This window comes from Pseudooceanicola batsensis HTCC2597, assembly GCF_000152725.1.
GTDB lineage: Bacteria > Pseudomonadota > Alphaproteobacteria > Rhodobacterales > Rhodobacteraceae > Pseudooceanicola > Pseudooceanicola batsensis.
Genome location: NZ_CH724131.1, coordinates 2,612,344 through 2,633,095 on the forward strand (window position 1 = coordinate 2,612,344; position 20,752 = coordinate 2,633,095).

General features: G+C 64.0%; 12 protein-coding genes. 3 read left to right on the forward strand and 9 right to left on the reverse strand.

The annotated features are described in order from the left end of the window. Window positions 1-40: 40 nt before the first annotated feature. The 7 genes from OB2597_RS16605 to OB2597_RS21040 form a co-directional block, all read right to left on the reverse strand. The gene (locus OB2597_RS16605) at window positions 41-1,855 is read right to left on the reverse strand and encodes a TniQ family protein (protein ID WP_084658844.1); all 1,815 of its coding nucleotides are present in this window, start codon (window positions 1,853-1,855) and stop codon (window positions 41-43) included. Continuing rightward, entirely contained in the window at window positions 1,852-2,823 is a 972-nt protein-coding gene (locus OB2597_RS16615; RefSeq protein WP_009806772.1) for a TniB family NTP-binding protein, read from the reverse strand. The genes OB2597_RS16605 and OB2597_RS16615 overlap by 4 nt, the downstream gene beginning before the upstream one ends. A 3-nt stretch (window positions 2,824-2,826) precedes the next feature. Beyond that, window positions 2,827-4,512 (reverse strand): Mu transposase C-terminal domain-containing protein, encoded by a 1,686-nt coding sequence (locus OB2597_RS16620; protein WP_009806773.1) that lies wholly within the window; start codon window positions 4,510-4,512, stop codon window positions 2,827-2,829. Further along, window positions 4,509-5,668, reverse strand: a protein-coding gene (locus tag OB2597_RS16625; protein WP_238529670.1) for an IS3-like element ISOba2 family transposase whose coding sequence is annotated in 2 segments (ribosomal slippage) — window positions 4,509-5,419 and window positions 5,419-5,668 — 1,161 coding nt in all. Because the reading frame shifts where the segments join, the coding sequence is not laid out codon by codon here. Before OB2597_RS16625 ends, OB2597_RS16620 begins: the two co-directional genes overlap by 4 nt. A 98-nt stretch (window positions 5,669-5,766) precedes the next feature. Further along, a complete protein-coding gene (locus OB2597_RS16635; protein WP_009806774.1) occupies window positions 5,767-6,099 on the reverse strand; it encodes a hypothetical protein in 333 nt (110 codons plus the stop codon). Further along, complete coding sequence (locus tag OB2597_RS16640) at window positions 6,086-6,286, reverse strand: hypothetical protein (RefSeq protein ID WP_009806775.1); 201 nt, start codon at window positions 6,284-6,286, stop codon at window positions 6,086-6,088. The genes OB2597_RS16635 and OB2597_RS16640 overlap by 14 nt, the downstream gene beginning before the upstream one ends. A gap of 44 nt (window positions 6,287-6,330) precedes the next feature. Next, the gene (locus tag OB2597_RS21040; protein WP_009806776.1) at window positions 6,331-6,792 is read right to left on the reverse strand and encodes a hypothetical protein; all 462 of its coding nucleotides are present in this window, start codon (window positions 6,790-6,792) and stop codon (window positions 6,331-6,333) included. A gap of 77 nt (window positions 6,793-6,869) precedes the next feature. On the opposite strand from OB2597_RS21040, the gene OB2597_RS16650 reads away from it, so the two are divergent. From OB2597_RS16650 to OB2597_RS16660, 3 genes are all read left to right on the forward strand, one after another. Continuing rightward, a complete protein-coding gene (locus OB2597_RS16650) occupies window positions 6,870-7,694 on the forward strand; it encodes a hypothetical protein (protein ID WP_148234752.1) in 825 nt (274 codons plus the stop codon). A gap of 183 nt (window positions 7,695-7,877) precedes the next feature. Continuing rightward, window positions 7,878-9,131, forward strand: coding sequence for a hypothetical protein (locus OB2597_RS16655; protein ID WP_148234753.1), 1,254 nt, complete (start codon window positions 7,878-7,880; stop codon window positions 9,129-9,131). Between the two features lie 129 nt (window positions 9,132-9,260). Continuing rightward, window positions 9,261-15,548 (forward strand): DUF4011 domain-containing protein, encoded by a 6,288-nt coding sequence (locus OB2597_RS16660; protein WP_009806779.1) that lies wholly within the window; start codon window positions 9,261-9,263, stop codon window positions 15,546-15,548. A 355-nt stretch (window positions 15,549-15,903) separates the two neighbouring features. Here OB2597_RS16660 and OB2597_RS16665 read toward each other — a convergent pair whose 3' ends face one another. Together OB2597_RS16665 and OB2597_RS16670 are read right to left on the reverse strand one after the other, a co-directional pair. Continuing rightward, a complete protein-coding gene (locus tag OB2597_RS16665; RefSeq protein WP_009806780.1) occupies window positions 15,904-19,314 on the reverse strand; it encodes an AAA family ATPase in 3,411 nt (1,136 codons plus the stop codon). After that, a complete protein-coding gene (locus OB2597_RS16670) occupies window positions 19,311-20,588 on the reverse strand; it encodes a metallophosphoesterase family protein (protein WP_084658847.1) in 1,278 nt (425 codons plus the stop codon). Before OB2597_RS16670 ends, OB2597_RS16665 begins: the two co-directional genes overlap by 4 nt. Window positions 20,589-20,752 lie beyond the last annotated feature (164 nt).

Here is a 20,752-nt window from a genome sequence, read left to right on the forward strand (position 1 = left end):
AATGCGCCACGTGCGACCCACGATGGTGCACAACATCATGCTATGCCCCTCGAGCCGGGCTGACATCGAGCACTGCGCCGGCCACGGCAGCTTGTGTAACAAGGTGTCCGCGCCAAGCCTTGCCGTCTTGGAAGGCCCCTACTGTCTCGATGCCGGCCTCATTCAAGCGGCGGATCAGATAGCGCGAGGTCGTGTCCATCTGCTTGGCGAGTTCACTCAACGGCAGATACATGGACTGGAACCGAAGCAGGCTCTCGAGCCGAATCGTCCGCCCCGTGCGACCAGCATGATCGTAGGTCTCATGAGCGAGGAGGCCTTGGCTGCACCAGGCCGCGATGCACTGCTCCTTCCAGCCCGTGAGTTGCGCCACCTGCTGGACCGTCAAACCAGGGCCACGCCGGACCTCGGTCAGAACTGTTTCGACTTCAGTCCGACAGAAGCGAAACGCTGCGAGGCGTCCCTCGGTGCTGCCCGCTTCGGGCCGAAGTCGACCATCGATGATCTGTTGGAAGACCTTGATAAGCCCGGCCCTGTCTGTCGTGAAGCGGAGGTTGAGATCGGCGAAGGATACAGTGTCCGCTTTCGTTTCCAGCGCAGAACAAGCAATGCCGTGCACGAGAGCACGCATGGCTTCAAGATCATGAGCACCCTCGACGAGCGGCGGCGGCGCGTCATGAATGCACTGGGCCAGCCCGCCCGCTTCGCCAAGGAGATCATATTGCTTCCGGGAAATGCCCAGAAATTCCCGCGCGCTGGACTTCCCGACGAAGCGGCGTCGGTTCTCGCGGATTTCCTCAATGGTCCCGCGGGGCAACATCGTATGGCGGTGCCCAAAACCGGACGTATCCTGGCGTCCTTCTATCTGTCCTCGGCCTACGGCGTCCACCAGACGCTCAGCACGAATGCCCAGGATACGGGAGGATTCGGCAGCGCTGATCCAGTCGCGCTCGCAAGCGGCGACGGGCATATTCCCGATATACGGCCCGTCAAACTCCTGGCGAACGACATCTCCCAATGCCTGCCGGAAATCCGCATAAGCGGCACCGTCGAAGGACATAAGGCGCTGATACCACCGTCCGAGCCGGGCCGGTGCTGACGAAGCACTCGGCTCGCCCTCTTGCAGGCGCCGAGCCACGTCATCTCGAAATGCCGTTGGCCAATCGCACAGAAGACGAAATGTGTCCGCGAGAAAACAGCGCGCTTCTTTGAGGGTGCGCGGCAGAGGCGCCTTGCCTTGCTTCCCGGTGACCGCATCCATGCCCCCACTGGCGAGAAAGAAAATGAACTCCCCGATATCGGAGGGCGTTCGAAACGCCAGTGCCGGGGACAAGCGGGAGCGAGTAGGGTGCATCTTCCCCGAGATCAGTGCAGAGATCCTGATCTCGTCGTCATTGGCGGCAATCCGTTCAAGACGATCCAGAGGACAACCGCAATGGCAGGAGTCGTAGCCGCCCCGGCCAGGCAGGAAAATCTCCTGACACATCGGGCACTGATCGACGAGACGAAGGCCATGTTCGACACAGCATGTGACAAAGGCATGGCGCCAAGATTGATGGTGCGGTTTCCCAGTGGCCAGACAGTCTGGGCAGACGGGTGCACTGTGATGCCGTTCAAACCGCCAGCTCCGTGAGGGTTCCGATGGTGCGACCGTCGGCGAAATTGGAGCCAGGGTCCCTGGCTCCAAATCCAACAACTCTTCCGCCTGCGAGGCTTCTTCGATCATGCGGCGCCCGTAGCGCAGCCCGAAACCCGCCTGAAAGCCTGATACCTCCGGCCAGAACTCCATTTCAGCAAGCCGGCGCAGAAAGCCATCCAAGCTTTCCTGCGCTTCCGGGGTGCGGGTCGATCGGGTCATGCAGAGAGAGCCCCATGCGCAAGATCGAGGCCAGCGAGGCTATCGACGGAGAACTCAAGACCGGCCTCAGCCATGGTGCAGGCGAAAGACCGCAAGATTTCCACCTCGTCCGGCTCTTCGTCGATGAAAAAGGACGATGTTGGGATACCGGATTGCTGCATGGCTCGGGCCGCAAGCGCGAAGTCAGCGAGCTCCAGGGCCCGAGGTTCTCGCGTTGCCAGCGCGCAGAGTTTCAGCACGCGCATCATGACGGGGATACGCCCCGCGGAAGCTCCGTAAAGACGGCGCACGATGTCCTCGAACTCTATCGCTACAGGGAAGCCTGATTGCTCCAGCTTGTGCAGAGCAACGTCGACCGTGTAAGCAAAAGCGTCACGTTCCGCGTCCACCTGCCAGTCGTAGGGTTTGAGTATGGTGGTCGCGCAGGCCCGATCACGAAGTTGCTCGTTCTCATCAATAATGCGCTGGAAACGAGGCAATCCCACCGCGATGACGCTGACGCCGGTCTCGTCGACAATGGTCTTCAGATGGTCGGCGGCCTCTCGAGGGGCAAGGTTGGCTCCACGCTCGATCAGATGGTTCACTTCGTCTATCACGACGGCCTGGATGCCGAGCTGATCTATTGCACGGAATAGTCGATCCCGGACCGACTTCGTGTTTTCATTGGACAAGATGCGCTGACCCATCCCGGCCAAGATGGCACCATAGATGGACTTCCCGCTCGATTGCGGGGGCAGGCTGCAATAAACCACATCGTCCATCGGGAAGAGAGATGTGGCGGGCCCTGCGTTCGAAAGCAGATGACGGGCGACCGACTTCTTCCCCACACGCGTGGGGCCGAGGAGGGGCACCAGGCACCCTCCGAACGCTTGGTTCGTGCTCAACAAGAAATCGACGGAGGACAATGCGCCACGGAGCGAGTCGTGCAGCACAATTTCCGAAAGAAGTGAGATGGCGGTGTTGTTCATGGTCTACTCCAAGATGTCCATTTGTGGTCGCTGTTCGCGGCGGCGAACAGCCATCCTGGGAGTAGGTTGGTTCACCGTCTTCGAAACTGAAGCCGACTTGAGAGGAGGGCTCTTAGCGCGCTCCACCACCTGAGTGATCTTACGGCGCTGGGCCTCTGCTTTGCGCGCCTTGCGCAGTGATGTGATCTTGCCCTTGCCCCGTTGCTCGGCGAGTTCCTGGGCCTTTTGTGCCAGGTCGGCTGCCGTAGCGCGGGCTGCCAGATCTTTAGCCTTCGCTTCGTCGCTGGGCTTCTTGATGCGTGCCACGTCTTTGAATGCGATGGGGAGCACATGTTCGCTTTTTGCAGGGACGATCATCGGATTGGGGACGCCATCCCGATTGTGGACGACCGCAATCGCGCGAATATCTGTCGGATCGTAGCGCACTTCGACTGTGGATTTCCGCCCGATCTCAGACAAGAGTTCGCAAAGCTCCGGGGACGAGTATTGCACGTTTCCGACATCAAGTCCGTAGTGCTGAAGCGACCGCTTCGTTTCTTTGACCATGAAGATCTGGTGCACTTCGTTTGGCTGAAGCGGCAACTGTGCGATACCATTTACCATGCGGTTCCAGCTATCGAGCGGTGACTCAGCCACGCGTAGAGGCGAGTGAATCAACCGACGAATTTTCGTGGCGTAGACATCGTAGATCCACTTGTAGATCAGGCCCTCAAGCTCTTCGACTGTTATGCATGCTTCGAACATACCCTTCTCGATCCGAGCACGGTGTGGCATCGTCTTTGATGTCGTGGCGCCTGGTAAGGTTTGGAGATAACGATTAAGCTCAAGGAAGAACCTTTCCACATGCGGCTTCTTCTCCGGGCATCCAGGGATTTTCTTCGCCCATTCCATTCCTGATTGTGCGATGATCCCCGGCAGCCATTTTCCGCTGTTCTCGCTACCCTGATCTGAGACCAGGACTCGGGGCACACCAGCTGTGTTGATGCGGTTCTCTATGCCCAGCCTCTCGAAAAACTCCTCACCGCGCGGGAGCATAATTTCCTTAATGGTTTGGATCGTCAGTTTTTCGCTGGCCGATTCCAAGTCTATCCGAATTGCGAGGGGAAAACCGGATGCAGCATCGATCGCGGCACATATCACTGGCCGGCCGATGCAGACGCCTCGAATGTCGGACAGGAACACATCACCCACGGTAGAGTCGATCTCCACTACGTCAAAGGGCACCTCCACGCGCGCATAGAAGCGCGCCTGTAGCGTCAAACGCTTGGCCGTCTCGGTATCGTGGCGGGCCCTGATGACGTCATCCGCACGAAGCGTATTCATCACTGAGAGAAACGATCGCAGAGCACAGTCGCCGAGCTTTTCCTTGGTGCCAGTATACCGATCGCGATAGAGTTTCTCAGCCTTCGCTGCGGCTACTCGTATCGTTACTCGATCGCTTTTCAGAAGCAGCTGCTCCAGCACTTCGAAGACACAATCTTCATAGTCTGCGTCATGCCGAGGCCCGAACTGCCCTTGGTCTTGATTGTGTGGAATTAGCCTGTTGGGGCCCTCATCACCCAAGGTCTTCTTCCACATCTGTAGCGTGCGAATGTTGAACGAAGACGGGGCGTAAGAAGCGTGTCGCGCATCTTCCAGCAGTTCGCCTTTGAGGATTTCTGACCTGCCCCCTGCCGGTCCCTCATTCATAACGAGAGTCTGCAGTTTGGATTTGGGTATTCCGGTTCTCCGTCTGGCGCAAGCGCGCCGGGCGCGGAGCCCTCAATTTGCTCAAGCGCCCGCCGCGCTTGCTGCGGCGTCTGGTTGCCGAGCGACGAGTGTGGCCTGACCGTGTTGTAATCGTAGCGCCACAAGGCCAGCTTGCGGCGTGCATCGTCCAGGCTGTCGAATATCTCCTCGTTCAAGAGCTCGTCGCGCAGGCTGCCGTTGAAGCTCTCGATGAAGGCGTTCTGCTGCGGCTTGCCCGGATCGATGTAGTGCCAGGGCACCCTGTTCTCGTCAGCCCATTTCAGGATGGCCCGACTGGTGAACTCCGTCCCGTTATCACTGACAATGCAGCCCGGCTGTCCGTAGACCCGGATCAGGGCGCTGAGTTCCCGGGCCACTCGTGCGCCCGACAGACTCGTGTCCGCGATGAGGCACAGGCATTCCCGCGTGCAGTCGTCGATTACGGCGAGGATGCGGAACTTCCGCGAGGCGCCGAAACTGTCGGACACGAAGTCCAGGGACCAGCGCGCGTTGGGACACGCGGCAACGGGCATCGGTGCTCTGGTGCCGCGCGTCCGTTTCCGGCCGCGGCGCCGTTTTACCGACAACCCTTCCTCACGGTAAATGCGATACAGCTTCTTGTGGTTCATGATCATGCCCTTGCGTTCCAGCAATATGCCGATCCGGCGATAGCCGAACCGACGCCGCTTGCCGGCGATCTCCTGCATCTCCTTGCGGATCTCAGCACTGTCCGGCGGGCGGTCTCGCCGGACAGTCTTGGGATCGACACCGACCAGCCTGCAGGCCCGGCGCTGCGAGATGTCGTGATCCCGCATCACTCGGAGCGCCGCGTCTCGCCGCTTGGTCAACGTCGTCAGCTCTTTCCCAGCAGGTCTTTCAAGACAACGTTGTCCAGCATCGTATCCGCCAGCAGGCGCTTGAGCTTGGCGTTCTCGTCCTCGAGGGCTTTCAGCCTGGCCGCCTCGGACACTTCCATGCCGCCATACTTGGACTTCAGCTTGTAGAAGGTCGCCGTGCTCAGCCCATGCCTGCGGCACACCTCGGCTGTCGGCATACCGGCTTCCTGCTCCTTGATCATCCCGATTATCTGCGCCTCGGTGAAACGGCTCTTTCGCATTCGTCTGCTCCTTCAGAGTTGGCGCAGACTCTACATCATGGTGAGGGATTTCGCGGGGGGCAGGTCACTGCTCCTTCAGAGTTGGCGCAGACTCTACATCATGGTGAGGGATTTCGCGGGGGGCAGGTCATTTCGAATGCGCGTGCGGCGCTGTTGCCGTTCGCACGGAGTTCCGCATCACGCCGGATGGCTGCCAACTTCATTTCTTGTTTGCGCCGCCCGTATTCGTCGGGGATGAAGTCGATGACGTTGCTGCTATCAGGCTTCGTGGCGAAACCCTCTGCGATGAGGTCTCGATAGAGCTGGAAATCCACCTCCACCAACTTCCCGGCCTGATCCCTGAGGGTCACCGACTTGCCGGCGCGAACTACAAAAGTCAGGCTCGCATCGCGGCGCCAGCCATGAAGAGCGGCGAGCTTAGCGGCAGACAAGGGGCAATTCCTTCAGGTGTGCGCTTGTGTCTCCTGTGGCGAAGATCAGCGTGTCGTGATTGATGCGAGCCGAACGCACATCGCAGGTGAGCTGCCCCGCTGCGATGGCACGCAGCAAACTTGCCTCGTTGAATCCCGCTGCCTTGAAATCACCGTAGGGCTTTCCCGCACCACAGAATGCCGCCATCTCGGAGTCGCTCTTGGCGGGTGCTCGCGTGCAGAGAGCAGTGTTTAAGAGCCGTAATTCTGAACGTAGTTTTCCCCAAGGAGGAGATCGTCGATGATGATGAGGCGATAGCCGTAGCGCGCGAGGATCTCCGGGTAGCTGAGGATCTTGGGGTTCAGGGTGATTAGCTCGCGGTGCTTGACCTCGACCAGCACTTTAGAGTTCCCCAGGTGCACCTCGAAATCGGGTGTGTATTTCACTGCGCGAAACCCATAGAGCCGCTCGGCTTGCTGAAGAGCGTCCACGCTGTGATAGTTTCGTCCCGTCGCGAGATCGAAGGTCATGGGCTGTGAGCGCAGAGACCGGACCCTGGGGTCGAGCCCCATAGCGATTGCGCCGCTTGCCTCCAGTCGGCTCTCCAGCTGCATCAGATGCGCGCCTCCCGCTGAAGTATAGTGAGCTTTCTTGAGCTGCCCACGCTTCTGGACGTTCCGCGCGACCGGATGCGATTTCCGGTCCATTTTCATGCCATACACCCTGATTCGTTAGTAATACTAAACATCATCCTGCTGTTTCTGTGAGTCATTTTTGCTATCTTCCATCCATGACATCAGATCCAAGCCTCGAGGCACTCGCAAAGATCCGGAACTGGATCGGCTTCGGAAAGGCGCTCTCCGCCTCGCTGGACGACCCGTCCCGGTTTGGTTTCGAAGATCGCAGCCAAGTGCTTGCACACGTTGCAAAGCTGCGCGGCGTCGATCCCTCAAGCCTCAGGAACCCTCTTGCAGCTGTAAATTGGATGAAACGGAATGCGCCGGAAGCGCTCGAACACGAGAATCCGGACATTCCCATGACTGGCGTCCTGACACTCTCTCAGATCTCAATTCTTTCCAGCGACTTAGCCCAGAGCCTGACGCCAAAATTTTTCTCTGGCGAGGTCTCTCGCGGAGACCTTCGCAAGGCACTTGAGCATGTGCAGGCCGCAGGGGGAGGACGGGGCGTCACGGCCCATGAGCGGGTCAAGCGTGCCCAAGCGTTCGAAGAGCAGGTCTATCGGTTTCTTCGCAAGACCCCCGCAGCGCTCGAACTCGGCAACGATGTCGAGGTAGTGAGAAGTCCAAGGGATAGCTTGGTGCCGTCTGATTTCACCGTCTTGCGTGATGGCAAGATTGTCGCGGCAATCGAGTGCAAAGCGCACCGCAGCAAGCGCCATCGAAGGTATCTCATCGAAATACTTTCCATGGCGGCGTTGCGAGCACGCGCGCATCCTCAGGCCTTCCTTATCGTCCCCGACACTTGGGAGGACTCGATCGCGGAACTGTCCGAGCTTGTTAGAGACCTCGGGTTGCAGGCAGTAGCGATCGCAGCGTTCTCGGAGAACGCAGGGAAGTATGGCGAGTTGTCCATCCATCGTCTCAGCGGTGGTTAAAGGGGCCCGGGTAGATGCTGCTGGACGTCCCAAAACGCCGATCTGATCTTCGAGATTAGCATCAGCGCCGGAGGGACCTCCGATCGTCGACCTTCGGCCTTACAGGCACTAAAGTATAAAGTAATCCGCTCGGGGGGTAGCCGATCAATCCTTGGCACCCGATGCCTTCTCGGAGGGAAATTCTTGCGCAGTGCAATCCAGTTTATCGTTTTAATCCTCTCCCTCTTGCCGGGCGGCCTCGCAGCAATGGAATTTTCCATTGAACGTCTCGACCTCAGGCCGATACGAGAGCCTACCCTCCACATCACCGCAATCGGGGAGATCGTCGCCGGCGACACCGAGAAGTTGAGAGCGGCTCTCGAAGCGGCCGACACCAGCGATGTCCGCGACGTGCTCTTCATGTTCGACAGCCCCGGCGGCTCTCTCATGGAAAGCCTGGAGCTCGGCGGCTTCATTGCCGACATCCCCGCGATCGTCTCTGCCGAGGTGGGCTCCTCCGATCTGCCCAACGCCGTTTGCGCAAGCGCCTGCGTCTATGCCTATCTCGCTGCCGACTATCGTTACCTCCCCGAGGGGGCGCGTATCGGCATTCATCAGTTCGGCCTATACGACAGCGATCTCGACGGTCAGCAGGGCGCGGCCCTGGGACAGGCGCTCTCGGGCATCCTCTCGGAATATCTTCGCTCCCACCGCGTCGAACCAGAGCTGTTCGAGGCGATCTCCGTAATCGAGCATGACGACATCCTGTGGGTGCCTCGACGAGATCTCGAAGCCTGGCGCGTCGTCACGAATGGCATCTACGATGAGCGCGCCGAATACATTAACGTCAACGGCGACATCGCGCTGCGCCTGAGCCAGATCGCCAGCACCGGGGACAGCTTTCTCACTCTCTTCTGCACCGATGCCGGAACGGCAGGCGTGGCCGATCTCCATGAGCCGGCACTCGCCGCCTACGACGCATTCGAGATCGCGATCAACGGCACCTGGCATCCCGTCCAGACCTGGGATGTCGTCGAGCGCAGCAACATGCGCGGGCGGATTGTCTTCGAGGTTCCGCCCCGCCTCGCCGTGGCCGTCGCGACAGCGCGGAAGATCGGGGCACGCGTCGTGGCGCCGAGCGGCGACATCTTCTTCGGCTTCCAGCAGACCCTCCGCGACGAACGGCTGGCCGAACTCGTCCGTGGATGTCCCTTCGCACAGACGCCGCAACCGGCCCGCCCGAGCATGGTCGAGCTCCCCGGCACCGACTTCCTCGGCAGCGATCTCACCACTGACGGCATCCGCGGGATCAGCTTTGCGCGCTGCAAGCAGATCTGTCTTGAATATGCCCAATGCCGCGCGGTCTCCTATGTGCAGTCCAGCTCATGGTGCTGGCCGAAAAGCCGTGCCGCAGGGCGCCGGGCCACCTCTGGCGTGATCAGCGCCTACCAGAGGTAGGCGGCAATAAAGCCGGCCCGCCTCTGTCTTTCGCCAATGCAATCGCACCCCTAATGTCACGAAATCGGCCTTTTCCTTTGGCAATCAGGCCTGTGGCCAATATCCATTAAACAGAGGCCAGGAGGGATCATGACCGAGAACCATTTCGCCGAAGACGCCGCAGAAGACGCTGCCGCAGAAAATCGCGACAGCAAAGCGCAGGGCATCGGCGATATCGTTCGATCCCGCATTCAGCACCTGCGGGCGCGTCTCCTCGACAGTTCGCGCCGCAATCCACTCATCCAGGTCCCGTTCCGCCAGAACTCGTCGAGTCTCATTCGCTTCGTTGACGAGTTGCCCGATGTGCTGGCCGAGCGACTGCACAACCAGCGCCCGATGCGGCTCGTGGCCCTGCCGCCAATCGACGAGCCGCTGCCCGACGAACAGACGGACGAATTCCTCGACGCGCTCGAGATCGCGCGCACGACCGACGAGAAGCACCTCGAAGACTCCGCGGCACTCGATCCGACCGATTCCGACTACGCCCAGAAAGAGCTCGACCTCGAGCGGGCGCTCAAGGACCGGGTGCGGGCCGAGCTTGGCCTGCCCGAAAGACAGACAGAGGAGAACCCGTCGCTGGCCGCGCATGCCCGCAATCACGGCATCTCCCCCGATTACATTCTGCCCGAGCGGAGCGAGAGCCCCGACGACGGACGGCACGACGATGCCGACATCCAGACGCTGCTGCTGCCCGAGCGGCTCGACCGGGTCGGCCGCTCGCTCCATGACCGCGGCCACGCCTTCGAGCGCGAGACCGGCGTCAACGTGCTCCACGCCGTCTTCGGCATTCTGGAATGGAACGAGCCAGGGTCGTCCCGGACCCCGGCGCGCTCTCCCCTCCTGCTCCTTGAGGTCCGGATGTCCCGGAAAAAAGCGCCGGGCGGGGCCGAATATCACATCTGCGGCGAGAACGAGCTCGGCCTGAACACGACACTCGCTCAGACGCTCAGCGCGCAGTTCGGCCTGGAGCTGCCGCCCTATGAAGAAGGCTCCGTGGAGGACTACCTCGAAGCCGTGGCTGATCTCGCACCCTCGGGCTGGCACTGGTCCGTGCGCCGCGAAGCGCTGGTCGGTGTCTTCCCCTCTTCTCGCATCGCCATGTATCGCGACCTCGATCCCGACAACGGCCACGTGGTAGAGAGCCCACTGATTGAAACCATGCTCTCCTCCGTGGGAGGAGACGGCACCACTTATGCCGAGGTCTATGACACAGACGATCCGGAGGTGGAGCGCCAGGTTCCCCGCCTCGTTATGGACGCGGACGCCTCCCAGTTTTCCTCCCTTGTCGATGTCGCCAACGGGACGAACGTTGCCATCGAAGGCCCTCCCGGTTCAGGCAAAAGCCAGACCATCGTCAACCTGATCGCCTCTGCCATGGCGGACGGGAAGAAGGTCCTGTTCGTGGCCGAAAAGCTGACCGCGCTCGATGTGGTGCGCAACCGCCTCGACGCCGCGGGCCTCGGCGAGTTCATCCTGCCGCTGCAAGCCGGCCGCGGCTCGCGCGACGCCGTGTTCCAGAGCCTCGAAGACAGGTTGATGATGGAGCGGCCGCCGTCCGGGTCGGCCGAGGCGCATCGGGCCCGCCACGAGGCGCTTACCCGGCGGCGCTCGGAGATGCAGGCTTATCTCGATACCCTCGGCACCAAGCTCGACGCATGCGGTCTGACCGTGCACGAAGCCGTTGGCCGCGCGATCTCGACGGCCTCGCACATCGACGGCCTGCCGCGCGACATTCGACGCCTGCGGATTGCCGCCCCCGAGACCCTCGACAAGGAAACACGGACCGAAATTGACGGCGACGCCCGCATGGTCGTCGACCGGCTCGACGGCGCCGACCGCATCGCCACGCTCTGGCGGGAAGCCCGTAAGGCGCCGCTGCGCGCCGACGAGGCCGAGGACATCGCTACGGACCTCGCCGCGCTCGCGCGCGCCATCGAAGCGTTCCGCGCCGATGCCGAGGACAGCCCGCTGCGCCCCTATCTGCCCGAAGACCCGGTGCTCGCCCGTGCGGCACAGACCGGCGCGGCGCTCGCCGCCATCGTCGGAAATCCTGAAGCCGATGCCGATCTGGTCGACCGTTTCCTCGACACGGAGATGCGCCGCGCCGCACATGATGTCTGCGAGGCCCGTGATGCGGCCCACGCCGCGGACAAAGAGCTCGCAGAGATCCTGTCCGATCCGGACGCGGATGATGTGGATGCCACCCTCGCATCGGCCGCGGAGATGGCCAAGCGCCAGAATGGCACAATCGATCCCGCCGCCATGGCAGTGGAGATCGAGCGCCTCGACGCCCAGCGCGACACGCTTGCCCACCAGCGCGATCTTGCGGCCGCGCTGCCCGCGCGCTGGGCCAAGATTTCCGAGGACGAGGGGCTGACATTGTCGGACCTTCGGCTCGATGCCCAACGCCTGCTCAGCGCACCACAGCCTGTGCTCGATCGCCGGCTGGCCGATGAGGCGCGCCTTGTGCCTGCGACCGCCCGGGAAGCGGCCGCCAGCCAGCGCGCTCTCGCGAGAGAGCGCGATACAATTCGCCAGCGCCTGCCGCGCGCCGGAACCCACTCACCCACCGATCTCAAAGCCGCCGCCGATGCCATCGACGCGGCCGGCCTCTTCCGGTTCCTCTCGGGGCGCTACAAGGCCGCTTGGGCACTCTACAGCGAGACGCTGGGTGGAGACACGAAAGCCGGGCGCCCGGCGGCCGCGTCTGCGCTGCGCGACTATGCCCGGTGGGCGGAGAAGCGCGACGCTTTAGCCGCCGACACGCGGCTCTCCACGCAGCTCGGCACATTCTTCAAGGGCGTGGACAGCGACCCCGAGCTCCTCGATGCGCTGGCAGTCTTCCACGAGACCGTGGGGCAGCTTTCGCAGGGCGACGACCGCCTGCGCTATGCGCTCGAGACCGGCCCTCTCCAGTCGCTCCGCGACCTCGTGGCCGAGGCCGACATGCCGCCCACGTCGCTTACAGGCCTCGTGGCTCAACTATCCTCCGCGGAAGAGCAACTCGATGCCGCCCGCAGCGAGCGCGAGATGGTCTCGACGCTCTGTCTGTCTTTCAGGGAGCGGTCCACGCTCGACGCCGCGTTGATCGAACGGGCACGCGCTGCGCGTGCCCAGCGCGCCGACGCGCACCAGGCCGCGGGCCGTTCACGCGCCGCCGAGCTTCTCGCCGGGATCGAGTCCACCGACGCGATCCGCACCGCCATCCTGCTGGCCGAGGCCATCGCCCAACTGCCGCAACCGCGCGCGGGTATCAGCCTCATGCGCCGCGGCGCCGATGCGTCCCTCATCGAGGAGGCAGACCGGGTATTCGCGCGCCACGCGGAGCTCGCCAAGGAGGCGGCCGCGGTCGCGGGCGAAATCTCCCTCCCCTGTGCCGATGGCGATGATCCGGAAACGGCCCTGCACGCATTGGCCGGCCGCCTGCCGGATCTCCACGATGCCGCCCGCCGCGCAGAAGGACTCGTCGACCAGGCGCGCCTCCTGCGCGCGCTCGCCGCGCTTGAGGCGCGGGGTCTCCGGCCGCTGACAGACTGGGTGCAGAGCGAGGACAATCACTCCCATCGCGCGCACCTGCCCGAGGTTGTCGAGGCGATCTACGCACGCAGTCTGACTGACCATGTGCAGGCGCGTTTCGGCCGCACGCTCGATACCTACGACGGCGCCGACCTCGATCGCCTGCGCCGCGATATCGCTCGGATCGATCACGAACTTACTGATCTATCACGCCTCGCGATCCGCGAGGAACTCATAGAGAACAGCCACCCGCCCACCGGCAATGGCATCGGCAAGGTCGGCACCTATACCGATATGAGCCTCATCCGGCACGAGCTGAACAAGCAGCGCAACCGGGTCGGCGTGCGGGATCTCACTGCCCGCGCGGGTGCCGCGCTAATCGACCTCAAGCCCTGCTGGATGATGTCGCCGCTTGCCGTGGCGCAATACCTGCACGGCCAGTTCGCCTTCGATCTCGTGGTGATCGACGAGGCCTCGCAAATGACGCCGGAGAATGCTCTGGGAGCGATCATGCGCGCCCGCCAGGTCGTCATTGTCGGCGACACCAAGCAGCTGCCCCCCACCAACTTCTTCTCCAAAGTGCTCGACGATGCCGACGAGGACGAGGATGTCCGCACCGACAGCGAAAGCATCCTCGACATGGCGAACACGACCTTCACGCCGGTGCGCCAGCTGCGCTGGCACTACCGCTCGCGCCACCCCAACCTCATCGCGATCTCGAACAAGATGGTCTATGACGGCCAGCTCACAATCTTCCCGGCCGCCCGCGATGGCGACCCTGAGCTCGGCGTGGAGCTTGTCAAGGTCGAGGGTGAGTATCGCAAAGGCCGCAACATCCCCGAAGCCCGCGCCATCGTGGCCGGGGCAATCCAGCACATGCGCGACCACCCGGAGCGCTCGCTCGGCCTCGCGACGATGAACAAGGACCAGACCGAGCTCATCGTCACCGAGTTCGAGCGCGAGCGCGCCCGCAACCCGCATGTCGAGGCCTATATTGAGCGCTGGGCGGAAAAGGACGACGGACTCGAGGAGTTCTTCGTCAAGAACCTCGAGACGATCCAGGGCGACGAGCGCGACGTGATCATGATCTCGACGCTCTATGGACCCGACCCGGAGACCGGCAAGACTTACCAACGCTTCGGCCCCGTCAACTCGGTGCACGGCCATCGCCGCCTCAATGTGCTCTTCTCGCGCGCCAAGGAGAAGATCGTCACCTACTCCTCGATGGTGCCCACCGACATCCAGGCCGATGGCAAGGCCTACGGCGTGCAGATGCTGCGCGCCTGGCTCGAGTTCTCGCGAACCGGCCAGCTCGGCGACATCCAAGTCGAGCGTGGCGAGACCGACAGCCCGTTCGAGGATTTCGTGATCTCCCAGATCGAGGCGGCGGGCTACGAGGCCGTGCCGCAGGTCGGTGCCTCGGGCTTCAAGATCGACATCGGCGTGCGCCACCCGGACTGGCCCTACGGCTTCATTCTTGCGGTGGAATGCGACGGCGCGCCCTATCACAGCGCGCGCTCGAGCCGCGATCGCGATCGGCTGCGCCAGCAGGTCCTCGAGGGCCTCGGCTGGCATTTCCACCGGATCTGGTCGACCGACTGGTTCCGTGATCCGCGCGGGCAGATCGAAAAGCTGCGCGCCGCGCTCGACGCCGCGCTGGCGCGCGCGAAGACCGAGGAGGCGGAGCGCCAGCAAGCCCGTGCCGAGGCAGTCGAGCGGGCCCGGAAGGCGGCCGAAGAGGCCGCGGCGCGCGCCGCAGAGGCAGAAGCCGCCGCAAAAGCGGAAGCGGCAGAAGAGGCCGAGGCCAAGAAGGCCGCAAAGGCAGCCGCGAAAACGGATTCGGCTGACGCACGCCAAGGCCGGCTCTTCGAAGAGGCTGGGCCGACCTACGCCTCCCCGGATACGGCCGCGGTCGAGAAGGGCCCGAAGCCTTCCCTATCGGAGCAGGCCCTGGCCCGCATCGAGCAGTGGCGCGAGGACCAAGCCTATGACTGCTTCAACCGCACGGCGACGACGCGCAAGCGCGGCTTCTATTGGCTGGGCTTCCTCGAGGGTGTCGCGGCCTCGGACGGCATTGAGGAAGGCGAGTCCGACGCGCTGGTCGCCGAGGCGCGCGAGATCGACGCCTTCTTCGGTGATGCCGGAGAGAACCGGGTCACGGACATGCTGGCGGAAGCACTCGAGGACGCCGAAGGCGACCTCATGACCGCGATCTCGATCCAGTGTGACGCGCTCCGCGAAAGCCTCGATGACCCCGAGCTCGCCGCCGAAAAGGACGTGATCAACACCTTCCTTGGGTTCTGCGCCGGCATCATCTGCGACGGCCGGATCACCTCCACGGAAGCCCGCAAGATCCATGCGCGTTTCCATTCCGACCCGACGCTCGCGGAGGCGCCAATCTTCGCGCATCTGCGCTGGGCGGTGGACAAGGCCCTCGCCGATGCCGTGCTCGACGAGGAGGAGGCCGAGGAGATCCGCGAGTGGATTGCCGAGCTGGTCACCGACGGGCACGCAGATACGGGTGTCGCCAATATCGGCGGCGTGCTGGCGCCGACTGACCCGATCACCGATGCCTGCGCGATCGACCTCAAGGGGAAGGTCTTCGTGCTGACGGGCAAGATGAGCATGGGCCCCCGCTCTCTCATCGGTGACGAGATCGCGCGCCGCGGCGGCACGCTCAAGAACACGGTGACCGACGAGACCGACTACGTGGTCGTCTCCAACACCGCATCGCGCCACTGGAAAACGACCCATTACGGGACCAAGATCGAGGCTGCGCTCAAGAAGATCGAGGCGGGACACGCGATGCGCTTCGTAGCCGAGCATGCGCTCGCAAGCGCACTCGTGAGACTCGATGCATAATTTTACTGTCCGACTGGGATTGCAGTGAGCATTTCGTCCGCGGTCAAAGCGCGTATTTATAACGAAACAATATTTGGGATCGATCTCGGCAGCACATCCATCGTGTCCGCAGGTGCTGCGGTTCAACTTCAGGAGACCTGTCATCTGACCCAGCCGCGATGTGCCCCGGCCGAATTTGCGAACACCATCAACGCGATTAAGCGCGCTCTTGCACCCGGCCACGACCCGACGCTCGACAGGCAAGACTGCATAGCGTCGGATGGCTCAGCATCCGCGAAAGTATCTTCCGGCTTGCATGGAGCCGCGCGGGCGACCCGTCATCGCAAGACACCATCCCAAAATTGTCTCACGCAATTCACGCCGGTGCGACGTCCCGGCCGGGCAGCTCGATCGTCCGCACACCGCTGATCCGGGCGCGCGCCATCTCCACCAGGTGGGCGTGATGTGTGAACAGGATGGCCTGTCCGCGACTGCCCAGCTCTGCCGTCAGATCGAGGGCGGCGGCGGCGCGCTGGTCGTCAAAGCTCTCGAGGATGTCGTCCGTGACGAATGGCAGCGGCCCGGCGTCGCGCACGAAGGCCGCGTGGCCCGCGATGCGCAGCGCGAGATAGAGTTGCGCGCGCGTTCCGGTCGACATCCCGTCTGCCGGCACCGAACGTCCCTCGGAGATTCCGACAAGCCTTTCATCCTGCCCCTGCACCCATGTGTCGAGCCGGGACCAGACGCCGCCAGTTAACCTGCGGAACGCAGCCTCGGTATCAGCCAGCATCGGCCCCCGGCGGCTTTCACCGAGACGCCGCAAAGCGGTCCGCGCAGCTGCCGCGCCGATCGCGCGCACTATCGCCTCTCGCGCGCCTCCGGTCAGGTCTTCCAGGATCGCGGCCCGCTCCTGATCGGCCGCCGCCCCGCCGCCGGCCTTCAGGGCGGAGGCAAGCTCCTGCTGCGCGGCGCCGGCTTCTCGGTCCGCGGCAGCACTCGCATCTTCGATACGCGTCAGGTCGTCAGCGAGTCCGGCGCGTCGAGCAGGATCGAGGATCGCCTCTTCTTCGGCGAGCCGCACCGCATCGAGGTCCTGTCCGGCCTCCGCGATCTCCGCCTCCACTCGTTGCCGCTCGCGACGTAGGTTGTCCCGCTCCTCGAGCCGGGTGACAAGCTGGTCGGGCGGCACGCTGTCTGGCACCTCCTGACCGGCCAGCAATTCCGAAATACGCCTTGCCGCCAGTTCCTGCGCCGTGCGTGCTAATTCTACCGCAGTGGCAGCGTCGTCACGCCGCTTGGTCGCGGCGGCGATCTCCGCCGCAATGCGCTCCGCCTGGGTCCGGCGCTGGCGTGCCGCCCGCACCAGAGCCTCCGCGGTGGCGGCAGGTCCGACAACCTTGCGAATGCGCGGTGCGACCGCCTCGAAGGTTTCCAGCGCCTGCTCCATGCGTTCGATCCGGTGATCCAGTTCCCGCACCTGATCCAAGGTCCCGGCAAGCTCGGCGGCCACCGGCAGGGCCTCGCGTAGGGCGGCCGGCGTCATCCGCGCGGCCCAGTTACCGGCTGCGACCTCGGCCATAGCCGCCTTACGTGCGGCGAGCCGCTCCAGCGCACGCTTCACTTTCCGGTCCAGTCCGGCCCTCTGTTCCTCTTTGGTCTGCCAGCGCGCGAGGGCCGTCGCGGCTTCGCGTAGTTCCGACAGTCGCGCCTTCGCGGCGACGCCAAGGGGCGTGTCGACGAGAGACGCACCGCTCGCCTCCAGAGCCTCTCTCAGCTCGAGCTCCAGATCCGCCTTGCGCTCCTTTGCCCGCATGAGTGCAGCGGCGGCGGCCCGCTGCCGTTCCGACGCCTCCAGCGCGAGCGCCAGCGCCCGGCGGCGCGGAAGAAACGACTCCGGCGGGGTGCCCGGGTCGAGCAGGAGACGCGGCGCGAGCGTCGCAAGCCGGTCGCTCACGGTCTCGCTCTCTGCCTGTGCAGCCGCGGCGGAACACCCGGCTGCGGCCTCCTCAGCGCGGGCCGTCTCAAGCTCCTCGGACCGACGTAGCAGCAAGGCGCGCGCCTCGGCCCCTTCCGCGTGGGCTGCCGTTGCCTCGTCGTCGGCGCGCATCGTGGCCTCGAATGCCTCGGCCGTTTCCGCATCGAGGGCCGCGCGGTGCGTGGACCAAGCCCGTTCCCGCGCAAGGCGGCGGCGCTGGATTTCCGCAATGTCCATCGCCGCGGGGTTGGCCGCGGCGGCGGTGAGGCGCGCTTCGGCTGTCTCACGTGCGGCTATCGCATCGTCGCGCTGTTCCTCTGCAACGGCCTGCGCATCGGCGATTCGCGTGGCCGCCTGCACCGTCGCCGAGACCTCCTCCTCGGTCGGGAGGCCCTCCGGCGCCAGATCTGTCTTCCAGCCTTCGGGAAGGCCCGCCGCCGCCATCTCGGTCGCCGAGACGGCCTCCGCCTCTCTTTCGCGAAGTGCCTCCACATCCGGGGCCTCGGCGCTCAGGCGTTCCCACGCCTCGGCCAGCGCCGCTTCTCCTTGAGGGGCGGACGGCGCATCGCCCCGCCCATCCTCCGCGTCGGCCAGTGCCTCCTGCGCGCCGCGCAGATCGTGTTCCGCGTCCCTCACCTCCTGAAGCAGCGACGCCAGGAGATCGAGAGTTGCCGGCGCGAGACACATGTCTTCAGCCGCCGCCCTTGGACCGCCCAAGCGTCCTGCCAACGCACCAGCCGCTGCCACGAGCCGGTCGCGCTCCGAGCGCCGCTTGTCCACATCCGCCTCGGCCCCCGCAACGCGCAGCAGCAGCGGCTGGTCGTCGAAACGCAGCCCATCCAAGTCGTCGAGCAAGGGGCCGAGATCGAGTCCCTCCGGATCGGGCGTCATTTCCTCGGACAGCAGCCTGACCGCCTCGGCATGGTCCTCCAAAGCATAGCGTTCTCGTTCTGCGGCCTCGCGTGCTTCGGCGGCGATGCGCACCACTTCATGCGCGGCTCCCTGCGCCAAATCGGGACCGGCCGGATAGCCCGCCAAGGCGTCTGACAGATCCGCCTGACGCGTGCGCAGTTGCCGCCGTCGCGCCGCCGCATCGGCATAGGCGATCGCCCGGCGCGCCTCGGCCACGGCGTCGCGTGCCTCCTGCGCGGCCGCCTCGCGGGCCGTCGCGGCGGTGCGAAGCTCGTCGAAACGTGTCGGCGAGAGCCGCCGCTCGCGCATTTCCGTCTCCAACTCCTTCAACCGCCGCTTGGCGGCCGGCAGCACCTGTGCGCTGCCACCTTTTTTGTAGAAGCGCTCCACCTCCTCCCTGACCTCGTCCAGCGCGCGCGACAGGCCGGAAAGCCCGCTGGTGCCGGCATGGAGCAGACGGCCAAGATCGCCCTTCGCGGCGGCGATCTCCTCTCCGCCGGCTCGCAACACGGCATCGTCCAGCGAAAAACGGGTTCGGTAGGCATCCCGGTCGAGGCCGTGGAGCAGCGCCGCAAGGCGATGCTCGGCCACCTCGCGGCCGCTATCGTCCGTGAGCGAACCGGTGTTGCGTGCATTGCGTTGCAGCACCAGCGGCCCTTCCGCAGTTTCGATCTCGGCCCCGACGAGCAGGTCCTTGCGCTCAAAGCGGAAGGCGTAGGGGTGGCCCTGCCTCTGGAACCCGTAGAGCAGATCGAGCCAGGCGGCGAAGGCGGTGCTTTTTCCTGCCTCATTGGGTCCGAAAATGACCGTGACATCCGACCCTTCGCCCGCGGTCCCGAAATCCAACGGGGTCTCCTCGAAACGACCGTAGCGCAATAGGTCGAGCCGGCGCAGCCTCATGTGCGCTCCGCTTGCGTCAGGCGCGCCGTGACAGCGGCGAGGCCTTCCTCGATCAGAGCGTCCAGTTCTGCCGGGTCCAGCACCTCGCGCAACTCTCCCGGCAGAACGTCTCGCAGGTCCGTCAGCATACGCTCCGCCTCGTCCCTGAAACCGGGGTTCTTGGCCTCTTCCCGCATCGCCGCCGCGAGGTCACCGACGAGGGCGGGCGCATTCGGCAGCTGCCCGGCACGCACCATCACCCGGTCAAGATGCAGCCCCTCAATATCCTCGGCCAGAACCCCCAAGAAGCCTGCCGCCTCGCCGGATCGCGCCGAGAAGGCCTGCGCGCCAGGTCCCGAAAGTGCCACGCGCAGGACGGTCGGGACATCGCCGGCGCGAGCGGCGGCCAGTGCTTCCCGCACCCGATCCGCTTGGGTGTCCTGCGCCTCGTCCGCCGGCATGGGCAACTCGACCTCGCGGAACGCGACCAGTTCTACGGGAATCGCCTTGGCCCGCGCTCCGAGCCCGTCGATTTCGACAAGCGTAACCGAGCCACCATTTGCTTCACGAATATGCCGCCCCTGGGGAATGCCTGCCATGACCGCGAGCGCGCCGTCGACACGCCACTCCTGTCGCTTGTGAATGTGTCCCAGCGCCCAGTAGTCGTAGCCGTGACCGAGCAGCTCTGAGACGGAACAGGGCGCATAGGGATCGTGCCCGCTCGCGCCGTCCGGCGAGCAGTGCATCACGCCGACGTTGATCCGCCCTGGCACTGGCGCCGGATATCTGGGCAGGAAACTCCGCGTCTCGGGCTGGCCGCCGTGCGACAGTCCGTGGAAGCTCATCCCACCGATGTCGACCGACGGCCGTTCCTTATCGAGGAGTATTACATTCTCCCCGAGTGGCCCGTATCGAGCATGGTCGAGCAACCCGTCGTGGTTGCCACGGATCATGATCACTGGGATACCGACAGCACCCAATCTCGACAGTGCCATTGATAGAACCGTCCTCGCGGACACATCGGGCACGCCATTGTCGAACAAGTCTCCTGCAAGCACCAGCGCATCGACCTGATGCTCGATCGCCAGATCGACGATCTGTCGCAGAACGTCCCGCGACGCTGTGCGCAGTCGGTCTCCGAGATCCGGGTCGCGAAGCGCCACGGAACGAAGCGGAGAATCGAGGTGAAGATCGGCGGCGTGCAGAATTCGCATACCCGAGACGATATCGATCCCATTGGAGACCACAACTCGTAGCTCCAGGCTACCAACCCCATTCGTCCACGAGGCTTCCATCTATCCGAACCTCGACTTGTCTGGACGTCTGGCCCGTAGCATGCGGGACCAAGGCGAGGGTGGTCCCACAGTGTGCCAAGCTGAAAGAGTTTCTCGAACGGCAATGGGTGCCCAGTCTTCGCGATGCGTCGGACTGACTTTGAGCGCCGACTCCATGGGAACCG